Origin of the sequence: Microcystis sp. Msp_OC_L_20101000_S702 (assembly GCF_007095705.1) — a bacterium.
GTDB classification, from domain to species: domain Bacteria; phylum Cyanobacteriota; class Cyanobacteriia; order Cyanobacteriales; family Microcystaceae; genus Microcystis; species Microcystis ichthyoblabe_A.
Genome location: NZ_SFBO01000179.1, coordinates 1 through 16,594, shown reverse-complemented (window position 1 = coordinate 16,594; position 16,594 = coordinate 1). Strand labels below are relative to the sequence as shown.

General features: G+C 43.7%; 9 protein-coding genes and 1 CRISPR repeat array. Of the genes, 1 reads left to right on the top strand and 8 read right to left on the bottom strand.

Annotated features, from left to right (window positions below):
- Positions 1 to 259, bottom strand: a 259-nt coding sequence (locus tag EWV60_RS18945) for a helix-turn-helix domain-containing protein (protein WP_287234029.1), incomplete at its 3' end; no start/stop codon positions are given.
- Positions 260 to 487: 228 nt separating this feature from the next.
- Between EWV60_RS18945 and gloB the strand changes: the two genes are divergently transcribed.
- Positions 488 to 1,261 (top strand): hydroxyacylglutathione hydrolase, encoded by a 774-nt coding sequence (gloB, locus tag EWV60_RS18940; RefSeq protein WP_130758193.1) that lies wholly within the window; start codon positions 488 to 490, stop codon positions 1,259 to 1,261.
- A gap of 171 nt (positions 1,262 to 1,432) precedes the next feature.
- On the opposite strand, the gene EWV60_RS18935 is transcribed toward gloB, so the two are convergent.
- From EWV60_RS18935 to EWV60_RS18905, 7 genes are all read right to left on the bottom strand, one after another.
- Positions 1,433 to 3,334, bottom strand: a complete 1,902-nt coding sequence (locus tag EWV60_RS18935) for a DUF4914 family protein (RefSeq protein WP_287234027.1) — start codon at positions 3,332 to 3,334, stop codon at positions 1,433 to 1,435.
- A 237-nt stretch (positions 3,335 to 3,571) separates the two neighbouring features.
- Entirely contained in the window at positions 3,572 to 6,238 is a 2,667-nt protein-coding gene (gene adhE, locus EWV60_RS18930; protein ID WP_287234025.1) for a bifunctional acetaldehyde-CoA/alcohol dehydrogenase, read from the bottom strand.
- Between the two features lie 344 nt (positions 6,239 to 6,582).
- Positions 6,583 to 13,307: a CRISPR direct-repeat array (repeat unit 37 nt; unit sequence GTTTCAATCCCTAGTAGGGTTTAAGATTAATTGGAAC).
- 233 nt (positions 13,308 to 13,540) lie between these two features.
- Complete coding sequence (gene cas2, locus EWV60_RS18925) at positions 13,541 to 13,813, bottom strand: CRISPR-associated endonuclease Cas2 (protein ID WP_002742874.1); 273 nt, start codon at positions 13,811 to 13,813, stop codon at positions 13,541 to 13,543.
- Between the two features lie 12 nt (positions 13,814 to 13,825).
- Positions 13,826 to 14,830, bottom strand: coding sequence for a type I-D CRISPR-associated endonuclease Cas1d (cas1d, locus tag EWV60_RS18920; protein WP_287234023.1), 1,005 nt, complete (start codon positions 14,828 to 14,830; stop codon positions 13,826 to 13,828).
- A 5-nt stretch (positions 14,831 to 14,835) separates the two neighbouring features.
- Positions 14,836 to 15,429, bottom strand: a complete 594-nt coding sequence (gene cas4, locus EWV60_RS18915; RefSeq protein WP_190537452.1) for a CRISPR-associated protein Cas4 — start codon at positions 15,427 to 15,429, stop codon at positions 14,836 to 14,838.
- 2 nt (positions 15,430 to 15,431) lie between these two features.
- Positions 15,432 to 16,265: a CRISPR-associated endoribonuclease Cas6 gene (gene cas6 / locus EWV60_RS18910; protein WP_287234020.1), complete on the bottom strand. Its 834-nt coding sequence runs from the start codon at positions 16,263 to 16,265 to the stop codon at positions 15,432 to 15,434.
- Positions 16,265 to 16,594, bottom strand: a 330-nt coding sequence (locus tag EWV60_RS18905) for a Uma2 family endonuclease (protein ID WP_287234018.1), incomplete at its 5' end; no start/stop codon positions are given. The genes EWV60_RS18905 and cas6, both read right to left, overlap by 1 nt.

Sequence of the window (16,594 nt, the reverse complement as noted above, 5' to 3'; positions counted from 1 at the left end):
CTGTTTGTAAATGTCTTAACCCTTGTTGTAAAGGTACACAGCTTACTTCATTGAGAAAGTTTAATTCTTCTTGTTTTTTCCAATCGGTTAGCATTGAAGAAGTTTGAGCGTAGCCTACTCTTTCTTGCTTTTCGTACCATGCTTGTGTTCTGACATGGAGAGCTTTATTGTAAACCAATCTTACACAGCCCAAAGTGCGCCGCAATAGCGACTCTTGTTCGGGTGTGGGGTAAAATCGGTAAGAATAGGCTTTTTCCATATCTCACATTTTAGCATATATTTCGTAAACGATGCTCATATTTAACAGTAAAGCCGTCGTAGAACGATGGGGTTTCAGACCCAAATTTTCGATGACACTTTTATTATAGTTATTATTCTACATCGGCCATATTTAAGATTTTGTCCCAGTGGTTGAGGCTTCTAGCCTGATTTCTGAAAGATGCTGCTATAGGTATGATCGAGTTAAACCTTAGCCCAGGATTCTACCATGGAGATCGAACGTCTTAACGCCCTTTCCGATAATTATATTTTCCTCCTCTACGATCGAGCGCAAAAAATCGCGGCCGTGGTGGATCCGGCGGAACCTGAACCGGTTTTCAGGCGATTAGAGGCTTTACAGGTGGATTTAGTCGCTATTTTCAATACCCATCACCACGGCGACCATGTGGGGGCTAATCAGGCTTTAATTAATCGTTATCCCCATCTTTGTGTTTATGGGGGAAAGGAGGATCGCGGTCGCATTCCGGGCCAGCAGCTGTTTTTAGAGGAGGGGGACCGGGTGGAATTTGCCGGTCGCCGGGCCGAGGTTTTCTTTGTCCCCGGCCACACTCGCGCTCATATTGCCTATTATTTTCCCCCGGTTAACCCCGGAGATTACGGCGAGTTATTCTGTGGTGATACCCTGTTTTCTGGGGGTTGTGGTCGTTTATTTGAGGGAACACCGGGGCAAATGGTGGCTTCTTTAACTAAATTGCGATCGCTTCCCGACCAGACCAGGGTTTGGTGCGCTCACGAATATACGTTAAATAATTTAAAGTTTGCCTTGACAGTTGACCCTAATAATGCTGCTCTGCAACAGCGTTATCGGGAAGTGGAAAAACATCGCGCTGAAGATCTTCCCACGATTCCGGCAATTTTGGGGACGGAAAAGCTGACTAATCCTTTTTTGCGCTGGGATAGTCCCGCTTTGGCCATGACCATGGATAGCAGCGAACCAGTACAAGTGTTTGCACGGCTGCGGGGGAAAAAAGATAATTTTTAGGAGTGGTTAGGGTTTGCTGAATAAGCTTGTTGGTGGGGTGTCGGGTGTGGGGTGTGGGAAAAAGTCCCTGAAATTTCCCCCCGATCACTCCCATATCTGGTACTTTTTGATTGACAAAAAGTCTAAAAGTCTTACCCAACAAGGTTTTTAGATTTATTCAGCCAGCCCTAATCAGTCTTCATCACTGATGATCGGGTAGGGAATCAGTCGTTCGTAATCTTCTAAACTGGCATCGGAGAGGCAGCAGTCAATAATTGTTTTACCCAGAGGATCGAGATCGGGTTCGAGAAATTGCCGAAGTTGGCCGGCAAAAAATTCTTTAAGAATCGTAGTCCCCCGGTCAAAGGCCTCATTTCCCACTTCTGGTTGCAGGTTGACACGGAAAAACCAGTTACCGATAGTTTGCCCCTCAACCATCATCGAGCGGAAGGTGTAACCGAGCAAGGGACAACGGGAGGGAACAACCTGTTGGCGAGAAAATTTTTCGCCACCCCGACGAGCTAGATATTCCCGTGCGATCCACTGAGGCATGAATCCCACTTCCCAAGCACCAATATACTGATTGGGACAGAGGGTGTAACGAACTTTGGGGGTGGTGAGAATTTGTTGCAAAATCAGATTAGCTTGAATCACTCGCCGTCCGGTGGCAAAGGGCCAGTAAGAGCCAACCCCTTCGGAACTCATCTCCTCCTTCTCGACGATACTGGGATTGGCATGACCGCGAGGAGCAACTAACCGCCACAACCAAGCCAAGGCGGGGGGGAGAAGATGCAGCAGCCCGATGATGCCGTAACTCGGTCTTTCCTTGGTGCAGGGAGGAGTCCGCACCCCAAAACTGCGAATATCGACGCTGACTGCCCCGTTAACTACGTTAGGGATGATATCTCTGGGAATGACCACGCGAGGATTGGGGCAGGGCTTTCCTGGCTCATCCTCGATATGTTGCCAAATCAGAGCGGTACTTTCCGGCCGTGCCTCGATATTGAGAAATAAAAGCGGATGGGGTGGATGAATGGTCAGTTCTTCTAAATAGGGATCGGTGCCGTAATGGGTGATGTGATTGAGACGCACAAACCAAGCATTTTCTGCATCCATTAAAGCCAGTTTGTCTTGATTTTTGGGCTGGCGCAGACTGGGGTGGCAGAGAGCCATGTCATCGGTTACAGGACGTAAATCGCAAGCTTTGGGTAAGATTAGGTGGCGTTCATCCCCCGTGACCAGATTTTTTCCCAATAGGAGACTCCCATCGGGGCGGCGATGAGCCGGTTCTAGCATTTCACTTTTTCCCCCACCACTTGCCCCTTCGTGCATAAAGGTGACTTTGTGATCGTAGGGGGTAATCACTTGAACGGTAGATGCGTGGGCCGTCACCCAGTTTTCCTGCTCTCCCATGGCTAACAATACGCCATAGATTCCTTTTTTAGCCGAAGGACCGGGATAAAGATTGTAGCTGAATAGCTCATGCAACCCCGGACGGCGGTTATGGACAACCACTTGCTTGCCTTGAAACACCTGATGGCGAAACGGCGGCGCCACATAGAGAACCGCCCCGGGTAAAAAGTCAGAACCGATTTCACTAGGATCGTCGATGCCTTGGAGCAGAGAAAGCCCTAAAGCGAAGAAACCGGCGTTAGCGGGGGCGACAACCACAACATCGGGGCCTTTTCCCTTGACTCCAGCTACAAAGGTAAAAAGTGCTAATTCTTGAGTTTTTAACCACGCGAAGGTCTGTTGTCTTAGTTCTTCAAACTCAAAACCAAAACGAGACTTAAAAGTCGGTTTATTAGTTGGCAACTCGTCGCCAATGACCATACAATCGGGATCGCGCCGCCGCATATACGGTTCCGTATAATTAGCACTAATGCCATTGCGAACCCGACACACTAAGGCTTCTACCACTTTACCTCGGTTGGGGATGTCATAGGCAACCTCATGATAGCCGTTTTTGGCATCTTTAACGGCTAATTCAATTAGTTGTTCGACATCCGCAGCCAGGGTGAAATTCGGGCATGATTGCAGAATATCTGTTAATTCTGACGGTAACGAGAAATCGGGAAGCGGATTAACTACCATGTTCCCTCCTCAGGATGAGGCTGTAGGTATTATTACTTAATATAGCTTCTTGTCGAGCAACTTAGATTAATCGTTGATAAAAATCAATATTAGACCCGCGGCAAAAGACCTGTCATACTAAATCCGTTGAGTATAGGCTACTGATGAAGACAGGCAATAGGCAATAGGCAAGGGGTAGGGTTGATTCATGAATCAACCCTACTAGGGGGTAGGGGGGATCAAAGGCAAAATCTATCTCTACAAGCTCAAGGGTTGCGGATCTAACTTCAAATCGGCAAGACTGACCTCACCGTGACCATTTACCGCCACCTCTAGGGGCAAATTGCCGTGATAAGCTTGGATTAACAGGGTTTTTAAGTCTTCAATCAGGGGATAACGGGGATTGGCTCCGGTACACTGATCATCGAAAGCTTGTTCGGCTAAATGGTCTAATTTGGCCATAAATTCGGCTTCACTTTCGGGAATTACCTCTTTGATACTGGCCGGAATACCGATTTCCCGTTTTAAACATTCGATCGCTAATACCAATCTTTCCACACTTTCGGTCTCGCTTTCTCCCCCCAATCCCAGAGAATGAGCGATCCTGGCATAGCGCCACTTCACGTTAGGATATTTGTACTGAGAGAAAGTCGCCTGTTTAAAGGGGGCATCGGTGGCATTATAGAGGATGACGTGGGAAATCATCAAGGCATTGGCCAGACCGTGGGGAATGTGGAAAATTGCCCCCAATTGGTGAGCCATGGAGTGACAGATGCCTAAAAAGCCATTAGCGAAGGCCATTCCTGCCATTGTCGCCGCATAATGGACTTTTTCCCGCGCTTTCGGGTCTTTAGCTCCGTTATGATAGGAACTGGGCAAGTATTTAAACAGCAGTCGGATGGCATCTTGAGCAAGAGCGTTAGTATATTCTGAGGCTAAAACCGAGACGTAGGCCTCAAGAGCGTGAGTTAAAGCGTCAATTCCGCCGTAGGCTGTTAATTTTTTCGGCATATTCAGCACTAATTCCGGATCAACGATGGCCATGCTGGGAGTTAGGGCATAATCTGCCAGAGGATACTTAATATTATTACGGCGATCGGTGACGACGGCGAAGGGAGTCACTTCCGATCCTGTTCCCGAAGTGGTGGGAATACACACCATCAGAGCTTTTTCGCCTAAAGGGGGCAATTCATAGACTCGTTTGCGGATATCCATAAAACGCATGGCCAAGCTCTCGAATTCTATCTCTGGATGCTCGTAGAGTAGCCACATGATTTTAGCGGCATCCATGGGGGAACCACCACCGATAGCGATAATTACATCGGGATTGAAGGTATTAATGACATTTAAACCCCGTTCGACGGTTTCCAGGGAAGGATCGGGTTCCACATCATAAAAGATATTAACCGTGATGCCGATTTCTTCTAAAATTTCCTGTAAAGGTGCGGTAACTCCTAGGTCGAAAAGAGGTTTATCGGTGACAATAAAGGCCCGTTTTTTGCCGGCTAATTCCCGAATAGCGATCGGTAATGACCCGTATTTAAAATATACTTTTGGTGGTACTCGGAACCAAAGCATATTTTCCCGGCGCTCGGCTACGGTTTTAATATTTAATAGGTGGGTAGGTTCGACGTTTTCGCTGATGGAATTACCGCCCCAAGTGCCACAACCGAGGGTTAAACTAGGATCGAGACGGAAGTTATAGATATCACCAATCGCACCCTGGGAGGAAGGGGTATTAATTAATACCCGGGCCGTTTGTACGTTGTCTTCAAAGCGCTTAATATGTTCCCGATTAGAGGGTGCAGTATAAAGCACGGCCGTATGACCTCGACCGGCAAATAAGACCAGTTTTTCGGCTTTTTTCACCCCATCTTCAAAGTTTTTCGCTCGGTACATGGCTAAAATTGGCGAGAGTTTTTCGTAGGAAAATGGTTCCTCTAAGCCAATATTTTCCACTTCTGCGATTATTAACCTGGTATCTTCAGGAACAGAAATTCCGGCCATGTTGGCTAATTTTTCCACCGGTTGCCCGACGATATCGGGGTTGATATGACCATCTTTTAGGAGAATCCCGATGACTTTTTCCTTTTCTGCGGGGGAAAGAAGATAGGCCCCGCGATCAATAAATTCCTGTCGAACTTCTTCATAGATGCTATCGACAACGATTACCGATTGTTCGGAGGCGCAAATCATGCCGTTATCGAAGGTTTTACTGAGAATAATCGAGGAAACAGCCATTTTTATGTGCGCGGTTTCGTCAATTAAAGCGGGGGTATTGCCGGCACCGACTCCTAGGGAAGGTCTTCCCGAAGAATAGGCCGCTTTTACCATACCGGGACCGCCGGTGGCAAGGATTAAATTAATGCTGGGATGTTGCATTAATGCTTGGGAAAGTTCCACCGATGGCTGATCGATCCAACCAATAATACCGGCCGGTGCGCCCGCTTTCACGGCTGCTTCTAAGACTATTTTGGCCGCCGCGATCGTGCAGTCTTTGGCTCGCGGATGGGGGGAAAAAATGATGCCGTTGCGGGTTTTCAGGGCAATTAGGGCTTTAAAAATGGCTGTGGAGGTGGGATTTGTGGTGGGTACGATCCCCGCTAAAATGCCCACGGGTTCGGCGATTTTTTGCAATCCAAAGGATTTATCTTCTTCGATAATGCCGCAGGTTTTGCTGTGTTTATATTTGTTGTAGATGATTTCTGAGGCAAAATGGTTTTTAATCACTTTATCCTCTATTACTCCCATCTCTGTCTCTTGTACGGCCATTTTAGCCAAGGGAATGCGAGCGTTGTTGGCTGCTAATGCCGCTTTTTTGAAGATAAGATCTACTTGTTCTTGGCTATAGTTGGCAAATTGTTGTTGAGCTTTTTTCACCTGTTGAATCAGTTCTTCTAGCTCTTGTCTATTGGTAACTGTCATAACAATTTTGTAGATAAAATTACGGATTTTATGCTACTATAGCCTTTTTCGCCAAGGGACTCGCCTAATCTTGGGATTTTCTTTATAGTTTCCTAAGCATTGGTATTATAGAATACTAACAATGCTAGGTAATAGGTATGGGGAAGTGGGGAGAAGGAACAAGGGAGAAGGTTTTTAGCGTGCGATTGAGAGTTGCTCATACTATTAAAAACAGATTTACTATCAATACAAATTAGCTTATACTTCCTCTAATTTATAGGATATTTTGGACGCAAGCAGTTCGATAAACTCACTGACAGCAATTCTCATTTTGAAATTAATAGACTAGAAGGTTTCAAGTTCCAGTTTCAATCCCTAATAGGGTTTAAGATTAATTGGAACAATTAAAGCTTTGTTGTCTAAGTTGGATTAAAAAAGTTTCAATCCCTAATAGGGTTTAAGATTAATTGGAACAAGATTATCAGCAAGGATTAAAGCTAGGATTATCAGTTTCAATCCCTAATAGGGTTTAAGATTAATTGGAACGTGAAACTCCACTTCCTGACGGTAATTGGTCTATTGTTTCAATCCCTAATAGGGTTTAAGATTAATTGGAACAGTCCACCTGCTTGAGTAAATTCAGGATAAGTCCGTTTCAATCCCTAATAGGGTTTAAGATTAATTGGAACACACCCCACAAAAGGATCAAAACTTTTTTCTAAGTTTCAATCCCTAATAGGGTTTAAGATTAATTGGAACGTGAAACTCCACTTCCTGACGGTAATTGGTCTATTGTTTCAATCCCTAATAGGGTTTAAGATTAATTGGAACAGTTTGCTCAAAACTTGCATTATCCATCGGGCTAAAGTTTCAATCCCTAATAGGGTTTAAGATTAATTGGAACGTGTGCATTATCGAAATATTTCTTTCGATAAAAACCGTTTCAATCCCTAATAGGGTTTAAGATTAATTGGAACAATTGATTCAAAAGCTGAACGAACGCTATGGAATCGGCAAAAGCGTGTTTCAATCCCTAATAGGGTTTAAGATTAATTGGAACCCCTGAGCAAAGCCGAAGGGTTGAGATTGGGATTTGTTTCAAAAAGCACGGGGTTTCAATCCCTAATAGGGTTTAAGATTAATTGGAACAAGGGGCAGCAGTACAGATATTCTCAACTACTTCGGTTTCAATCCCTAGTAGGGTTTAAGATTAATTGGAACGAAATGGTGTCGCAGCAATCCCTTCGCTAAAAAAAATGTTTCAATCCCTAGTAGGGTTTAAGATTAATTGGAACTCTTCTATGGCGGAGGCGCGGGAAGCGGAAAAGCAGGTTTCAATCCCTAGTAGGGTTTAAGATTAATTGGAACAATTAAATCTTCTGGTATCAATGCACCACCTTGTGTTTCAATCCCTAGTAGGGTTTAAGATTAATTGGAACGGGAAAAATGCAAATCCGCAATGTTTTCGGATTTAGTTTCAATCCCTAGTAGGGTTTAAGATTAATTGGAACACTAATTGGTTAATTACTGAGATTAGTAAAGGAAGTTTCAATCCCTAGTAGGGTTTAAGATTAATTGGAACAGGATCGACCTTATAATAATCACAGATTGCTTCCAAGTTTCAATCCCTAGTAGGGTTTAAGATTAATTGGAACATTGGTCGCCCCGATTCATCCACAGAATCTATCCGTTTCAATCCCTAGTAGGGTTTAAGATTAATTGGAACGAACTATCGATTAGGTGAGATTTTAAAATAGTGTGTTTCAATCCCTAGTAGGGTTTAAAGCACGGGGTTTCAATCCCTAATAGGGTTTAAGATTAATTGGAACAAGGGGCAGCAGTACAGATATTCTCAACTACTTCGGTTTCAATCCCTAGTAGGGTTTAAGATTAATTGGAACAATTAACCCCTAGCAACGATTATCTGATATAATTAATGTGTTTCAATCCCTAGTAGGGTTTAAGATTAATTGGAACAATTTAATGAATTTTACAATCAACTATTTACCGCGGTTTCAATCCCTAGTAGGGTTTAAGATTAATTGGAACAAAAGAATGGCAAGGTACTTTCTGCAAGTTAAAAGTTTCAATCCCTAGTAGGGTTTAAGATTAATTGGAACCCTTACGGACTACAGGGGGATTAGGGTCGTCAAAGTGTCTGTTTCAATCCCTAGTAGGGTTTAAGATTAATTGGAACGCGAAGAGAAGCAAATACTAGAGGAGTTGATCAAGTTTCAATCCCTAGTAGGGTTTAAGATTAATTGGAACAATATACTCCCCGTCGCCTAAATAGATGCCCACATGTTTCAATCCCTAGTAGGGTTTAAGATTAATTGGAACAAGGGGCATCACTTCCTTCTACTGAATCTTTAATGTTTCAATCCCTAGTAGGGTTTAAGATTAATTGGAACACTTGTTAGGTAATTTAATCGGGGGATACGAATGTTTCAATCCCTAGTAGGGTTTAAGATTAATTGGAACATGATTAACGTAATTCAAAGAAGCGGAGAAGTTCGTTTCAATCCCTAGTAGGGTTTAAGATTAATTGGAACATGTTTCAGATGGAATTGATATTGATTTTACGGAAATTGTTTCAATCCCTAGTAGGGTTTAAGATTAATTGGAACCTTGCCTCTCGATACTTTTAGCTTAGTAGCTTTTTGTTTCAATCCCTAGTAGGGTTTAAGATTAATTGGAACGGTCCTCGAAATACACAATTAGCCATAATTCAATAAAAATAAGTTTCAATCCCTAGTAGGGTTTAAGATTAATTGGAACTCTCCTTTTTCTCCTTTTTCTCCGCGAAGGCCGTCGCGTTTCAATCCCTAGTAGGGTTTAAGATTAATTGGAACATGAATTGGATAAATATGAAGCTAAGCAGCGCTATGTTTCAATCCCTAGTAGGGTTTAAGATTAATTGGAACTATCGGAATCGGACTAAATCAAGCCGCCAGGAAAAGTTTCAATCCCTAGTAGGGTTTAAGATTAATTGGAACTGTAAAGAATTAGCTATAGTTTTCATAATTTACCTTGTTTCAATCCCTAGTAGGGTTTAAGATTAATTGGAACGGTAGTTGGTTTCACGTCGCTTACGTTCGTCAGGGGTTTCAATCCCTAGTAGGGTTTAAGATTAATTGGAACAATTGGCTTAATTGCAATTACTGACCACCAACGCTGTTTCAATCCCTAGTAGGGTTTAAGATTAATTGGAACAGATTGCGACTCAATTCAAACTAAAGCCATTTTAAGTTTCAATCCCTAGTAGGGTTTAAGATTAATTGGAACCATCGGGGACTTAGTTCTTAAGCCGTTTAAGTTTAGTTTCAATCCCTAGTAGGGTTTAAGATTAATTGGAACGATATTCTCCATACGGACTGTTACTTGCAAAGACTGTTTCAATCCCTAGTAGGGTTTAAGATTAATTGGAACATGCTTGCATGATGCTCCTATTGGGGTAATACAAAAGTTTCAATCCCTAGTAGGGTTTAAGATTAATTGGAACTTGCCACGATTTCACCGGCAAGGAAACGATCGCCCGATTTTTTGTTTCAATCCCTAGTAGGGTTTAAGATTAATTGGAACGCCCCCACGACGCGCCGCGTTCAATTTTATTTGGTTTCAATCCCTAGTAGGGTTTAAGATTAATTGGAACCTGGAGTAAATTACATCTCGTCCATTCTCCACAGTTTTGTTTCAATCCCTAGTAGGGTTTAAGATTAATTGGAACCTTAATCCCGTATCGGTAGCTATGCAGAAGATTTTAGTTTCAATCCCTAGTAGGGTTTAAGATTAATTGGAACATGAAATTACTGGGTAAGTGGCTATCCTGGGCATGTTTCAATCCCTAGTAGGGTTTAAGATTAATTGGAACAGTTTTGATTTCGCTTAGTTTCTGCCCGATGTCAAAGTTTCAATCCCTAGTAGGGTTTAAGATTAATTGGAACGTGACTGCGCTTATTCGCTTCCGAACGATCCACCCAGTTTCAATCCCTAGTAGGGTTTAAGATTAATTGGAACGGGAACGTCGATGGCAGCTTTAGTAGTGGCCGATATCGGTTTCAATCCCTAGTAGGGTTTAAGATTAATTGGAACAACTTGGGACTGAATCTCTTGAATTTTCGTGTTGAACGTTTCAATCCCTAGTAGGGTTTAAGATTAATTGGAACCCGTTTTTGCTCTTTCCTTTCTTCTTTTTTGCCAGTTTCAATCCCTAGTAGGGTTTAAGATTAATTGGAACGCAGTAGCAACGCAAGTACCACCAGCTAAAGCGAAGTTTCAATCCCTAGTAGGGTTTAAGATTAATTGGAACATCGATTTTTCCTGATACCCCGCCCCAAAAGCCAGGTTTCAATCCCTAGTAGGGTTTAAGATTAATTGGAACCTGGTTTTGAAAGATTATGGACGGTTATTGGAGATGTTTCAATCCCTAGTAGGGTTTAAGATTAATTGGAACAATAAGTCTCTTCATCACAGTTTAGCTCAAACCATTCTGTTTCAATCCCTAGTAGGGTTTAAGATTAATTGGAACGAAAGCATCCATAAAAGGCACCCCTAGCCGAACAAGTTTCAATCCCTAGTAGGGTTTAAGATTAATTGGAACGTCAATAGGTAGCCGGTACTGTTTGTACTTAGGCTGTTTCAATCCCTAGTAGGGTTTAAGATTAATTGGAACCCGATAGGCTAGATCGAGATCGTCCACCCACACTTGTCCTGTTTCAATCCCTAGTAGGGTTTAAGATTAATTGGAACAATTACCGAGATATGTTGCCGCTTATGGAGTTGCTGTTTCAATCCCTAGTAGGGTTTAAGATTAATTGGAACCTGTAGATTTCTCGAAACTGATCTTATCCATAGGGCTAAAGTTTCAATCCCTAGTAGGGTTTAAGATTAATTGGAACTTTATAAAATCTAGCGCATTTGCTGGGTTAAAGCTGTTTCAATCCCTAGTAGGGTTTAAGATTAATTGGAACCAGCTACACCAACTAAAAGCCTCCTCTTTCGAGCGTTTCAATCCCTAGTAGGGTTTAAGATTAATTGGAACGCTCCTCGATCGCCTCCCGTGGCAACCGACGAATCGTTTCAATCCCTAGTAGGGTTTAAGATTAATTGGAACGAGGGGTGATTATGGCTAGTCGTGGATGGGCTAAAGTTTCAATCCCTAGTAGGGTTTAAGATTAATTGGAACAGGGAAGCGGAGGTACTGGCTTCTGCTAAGGATTGGCTGAAGTTTCAATCCCTAGTAGGGTTTAAGATTAATTGGAACTCCCCACGATAAGCGGATAAAAAAGCTATCCCGAGTTTCAATCCCTAGTAGGGTTTAAGATTAATTGGAACAACAATCTTTTGCAGAGCAGGGACTGGAAGCTTTGGGTTTCAATCCCTAGTAGGGTTTAAGATTAATTGGAACTTGGGCATCTGCAACAAGGGCAGATTTCCCCTCGTTTCAATCCCTAGTAGGGTTTAAGATTAATTGGAACAAAAGTGCCATTAAATAATGCTCCTTTTTTGGGGCTGTTTCAATCCCTAGTAGGGTTTAAGATTAATTGGAACATGACGAGTTTATTTACTGCATCCGATGCGGTCTAGAGTTTCAATCCCTAGTAGGGTTTAAGATTAATTGGAACGAGGATGCGATCGATTGCGGCTCCGGCAACTCTTGGGTCAAGTTTCAATCCCTAGTAGGGTTTAAGATTAATTGGAACCCACAACCTCGGACCGTTTGATGAGATTTTGAAAGTTTCAATCCCTAGTAGGGTTTAAGATTAATTGGAACCAAAGGAAAATAATTGATCGGCCAAGAGTCTTTCCAGTTTCAATCCCTAGTAGGGTTTAAGATTAATTGGAACTTTGATAAATAATAATGTCAGCACTAATCTCAATTTGTTTCAATCCCTAGTAGGGTTTAAGATTAATTGGAACATTAATCCCTTTAACCTCTTTAAAAGAGTATGGATTTGTTTCAATCCCTAGTAGGGTTTAAGATTAATTGGAACAAGAGGGGGATTGAGAATCTTATAGAAAATAATAGGTTTCAATCCCTAGTAGGGTTTAAGATTAATTGGAACCCTAATAGCACTTGTAAAAAAGGGCTGAAAGTGGAGTTTCAATCCCTAGTAGGGTTTAAGATTAATTGGAACTCTAGTAGCAAGCGCGGCTATATTCTCACTAATCGGGTTTCAATCCCTAGTAGGGTTTAAGATTAATTGGAACCATTAGCTTAGGAGATAGGAGATAGTAAGAATTTTGTTTCAATCCCTAGTAGGGTTTAAGATTAATTGGAACAATATATCGTAACCAGTCAAATCGATTTTGGGCTAATGTTTCAATCCCTAGTAGGGTTTAAGATTAATTGGAACTATCGATAGGCTAGATCGAGATCGTCCACCCACACTTGGCCAGTTTCAATCCCTAGTAGGGTTTAAGATTAATTGGAACCAATGAATCTTAATCTTTATTTTAAATCAAGCTATGTTTCAATCCCTAGTAGGGTTTAAGATTAATTGGAACAATCAATCGCAGGTTTAACGGGCTTATCCCAAATCGGTTTCAATCCCTAGTAGGGTTTAAGATTAATTGGAACATGAGTATACTTCCGATAGCGGTGTACTGTACGGGTTTCAATCCCTAGTAGGGTTTAAGATTAATTGGAACTCGATGCTGGACTGCATCATCATCGTTCGGGTGTAGCGAGTTTCAATCCCTAGTAGGGTTTAAGATTAATTGGAACTCTTTCTAAATCGCCCAAACCTTACTAGCTTTACGTTTCAATCCCTAGTAGGGTTTAAGATTAATTGGAACTCGCTCACCGATTTTATATTCTTGCCCGCTAGTCAAGTTTCAATCCCTAGTAGGGTTTAAGATTAATTGGAACTTGATTATAGAATCCATTAAACTGAATATCGGCTGTTTCAATCCCTAGTAGGGTTTAAGATTAATTGGAACTTTCCGGGTAATTCGCGATGATCAGCGATTACAGTTGTTTCAATCCCTAGTAGGGTTTAAGATTAATTGGAACATGATCTGCTTTAAGTCGGTCAAAAGCATCAGCAGCCCGTTTCAATCCCTAGTAGGGTTTAAGATTAATTGGAACCGCCCAGTGGTAAAAGCTATACGCTATGGGATTTTCAAGGTTCGTATGCGCCGCACCCGCAATAAACCAATCATACAGCAAGTGACCCAGTTCTTCAAGACCCCGCAAAACCTTACGGGATAAGGTGCGCCTCACGTTGGAAAGGAAAATCATCTCGAATCTATATTGCATAAGCTTTCCAGCCACCACATAATAGTTAAGGATTTTTACAGCTACCCGGAAGCGCAACCGAGCTAAACAAAAAAAATCGTATTATCCCGGGGTAACTCACCACCGATACGTTCCACTTTACCCCGACAACAGGCGCAGAGAAAATAAAAGCGGATGCTATCGGTATCGGGTTTGATCAACTTACTCAAGCGCCCGCGCAGCTTAGCGTACTGGGTATCGGTTAGATCGCACTCAAAAACACTATACTGCACCCGTTGGCCGTAGGACTTTAACGTATTGTGAATTTTGGTTCGTCGCTTATCGTCGGAAATATCGTAACTGACAACAAAATACATGACCGCCTCTACCTACTTTAAAATCAAGGGTGGATACTTATCCGTCTCGTCCATGAGATATTTCGCCATTAGTCGGGCCTGAATCTCGAAAGCTTCTTGATAAGTACACTGTTTACCCATTACTGGATGTTTAAACTTCGATTGTTTCTTCTGTTCGTACAAGCGCAGGAAAATCTGTAAACCTTCTCTCGTCAAGGAAACCGCACCGCTTAAGGGTTCGGTGGTGAAATGTTCGGGGGTAAGATAAGGATGATTGACCCCATTGAGAACCACGGCATCAACGACGATCGCTCTAAATTCTTCCATCAGATCCAGTGCCAGCGAGGGGCGACCGTAGCGTTGATAGTGAAGATAACCGAGATAGGGGTCAAAACCGACCAAATTGATCGCACTCTGCACGTCATGGCGCAATAACGCATAACCCAGACTCAAAAGAGAATTGACCGGATCTCGCGGGGGGCGACGGTTACGGGAGGCAAAGGTAAAAGTATCGCCGAGAATTAGGGAATCAAAACAACTGAAATAGGCTGCGCTTCCGGCTCCTTCTAAACCCCGGAGAGAATCGATCGCCGAGGTTGTTGCGATCGAGCCGATCGCTGCTTCCAAACAAGCGATCGCAGTTTGTAAATCCAACTCTTTTCGATCGCGTTGACGACGGAGTAGAATGTTGCGGTAATTCTTCAGCTTGCCGCGGACGAATCCCCGCACTAAATGAATGGCTTTCGGAGAATCGCCCGCGGCCTGCCATTGCGCTCGACGAACGAAAATATTTTTGGTCATCTCCGGTTCCAATCTACCGAGATAGCGTCCGGTGGATGTGACGAAACTGAGCGGAATATGACGTTCCAACAATTCGATCACCAATGCGGGAGAAACTGAACCCCGTCCGAAAATCACCACTCCTTCCACGTTCAATAGAGGTACATCGAGTATCGTTTCCTTGGATGCTTTGACCGTTAAACGCTCGTCATTTTTGCCGAGAAATGCGTCTTCTCTTGTCACATATACCGTTCCCATATTTTTTATTCTTCCTCTCGATATCGTTGGACTTTTTCGGTTAATCGGGGCAAACAGCGATCGAACAAACTGCATCCCTTGCAGCGGGGTGAATAGACCGCCGGGGGCATTTTTCCCGTCTGGATCAGGGTTTCAACTGCTCGGATCGTAGCGATCGCCCGTTGCCGTAGAGCAAGATCGATCGCCACCGGTTGACGCTGGTGAGAACTGGCATAGTAGATATAGCCAGTATCTAGCCTTTTTCCCGTCATTTCTTCCAAACACAGAGCTTGAGCGCACACCTGCAACTCGTCGTTATCCCATTCGCCTTTACTGCCCCGTTTGTATTCCACGGGGATAAATTCGCCATCCTGGGACTCGATCAGATCGGCTTTACCGATGAGACGGTAATTGTCTGATTTAAGCCAGATCGCCCGAATTTGCCATATTTCCTCGCGGTTTGCCGCCCCGACGGTGTGAACTCGCTCGTGTAAATTTGTTCCCTCGATCGTATAGCTATTATCGAGAAATTCCCCGGCGACGAACATTCTCCAACAACGGTGGGGACAGTAGGCGTAATGGTTGAGAGCGGCGATCGGTATGTAGTCGGATTCATCCATAGCTATCTTTTCTCCTTAGCAATTCTGCGAGTCATCCCCATTCCCATGGTGGTTTTCCGTCCCACTCCCGCATAGAGGGCAAAATCCGCTAGTACATTAATCGCTTTAATCTTTGCGGGTTCCACCTCTCCCAAAAGACGATAGTGAATCTCACCCACACAACCGAACGACTGGTTTTTATAGGCTTCGTCGGCTAATTTCGTTTGAATATCGAAGAAACTAGGGAAAATCGACTCTAGGGCAATAGAATCGAAGGGGATAGCGCTATAGCGATTCCAACGATTGAGAAGGCTATTAAACACCAGTTCCCGCGTCGGTAAGGCACTATCGAATTTTCCCTGCCGGAAGGTGACGGGGGTGGCGAAAAGGAAATCAAATTCCCGATTCGCTGCCGAGGCGTTTTCATACAGGTATTGATAAGTACAAGAGTTCGCCCAGGGTTGAACCGATTGCGGGGTGGCGAGGACGCTAGTGATAACCAGATCGGCGGAACCGAGATGCCAGGGGTGTTTTGGATTGAGATTCAACCAGAGGGAGGTTAATTTACCGAATAATCGGTCATCGAGCAGAGAAATCCGCCACCAGCAGGGAGTTTCGGGGGCGATTGGCCGTTCGTGTCGCCACTGCGGGGAATTTATCGTTTTTCCCCCGGATTGCATCTGTAGTGGCGATAAGGTAAAAGCTTTATCTGCCTCGGCTGTGTGTAGAATTTTCCCTAATTCCTGATCGACACTACTGACAAGGGTAAGGAATAGCGCGTGAAGGTGTCGTCCGGTGAGAAAATTCGGATAGATCGGCGATCGGGGTGTGAGATTGAGAACGAGACTGTAGGGCATTAACTTAATCGGGCCTTGGCAAAAATTTGTCTGGGAGTTAGGGTTAAATCGGGGAGGAGAATATCGCTAATCTCGTCATCGCCTTTTTTAATCGCCGGGGGTGCGTCGGGATAGAAAATCGTGATCTGCTTGGCCCGGGGATCGACGATCCAGACGCGACTGACTCCCGCTTTTAGGTAGTCCACGGCTTTTTCGCTCAGGCTGCTGAAGGATTGTTCCGGAGAGATAATTTCGATGACTAATTCCGGGGGAACGGGACAAGCTTCATCGGTGAGGGGAATATCTCCTAACCTTTCCGGGGAAATGTAGAGAAGATCGGGAACGGGACA

Bases quoted from the DNA above. Each gene is read 5' to 3' on its own strand.
- adhE (WP_287234025.1), bottom strand. From the start codon at position 6,238: ATGACAGTTACCAATAGACAAGAGCTAGAAGAACTGATTCAACAGGTG.
- gloB (WP_130758193.1), top strand. From the start codon at position 488: ATGGAGATCGAACGTCTTAACGCCCTTTCCGATAATTATATTTTCCTC.
- EWV60_RS18935 (WP_287234027.1), bottom strand. From the start codon at position 3,334: ATGGTAGTTAATCCGCTTCCCGATTTCTCGTTACCGTCAGAATTAACA.
- cas4 (WP_190537452.1), bottom strand. From the start codon at position 15,429: ATGGATGAATCCGACTACATACCGATCGCCGCTCTCAACCATTACGCC.
- cas1d (WP_287234023.1), bottom strand. From the start codon at position 14,830: ATGGGAACGGTATATGTGACAAGAGAAGACGCATTTCTCGGCAAAAAT.
- cas6 (WP_287234020.1), bottom strand. From the start codon at position 16,265: ATGCCCTACAGTCTCGTTCTCAATCTCACACCCCGATCGCCGATCTAT.
- cas2 (WP_002742874.1), bottom strand. From the start codon at position 13,813: ATGTATTTTGTTGTCAGTTACGATATTTCCGACGATAAGCGACGAACC.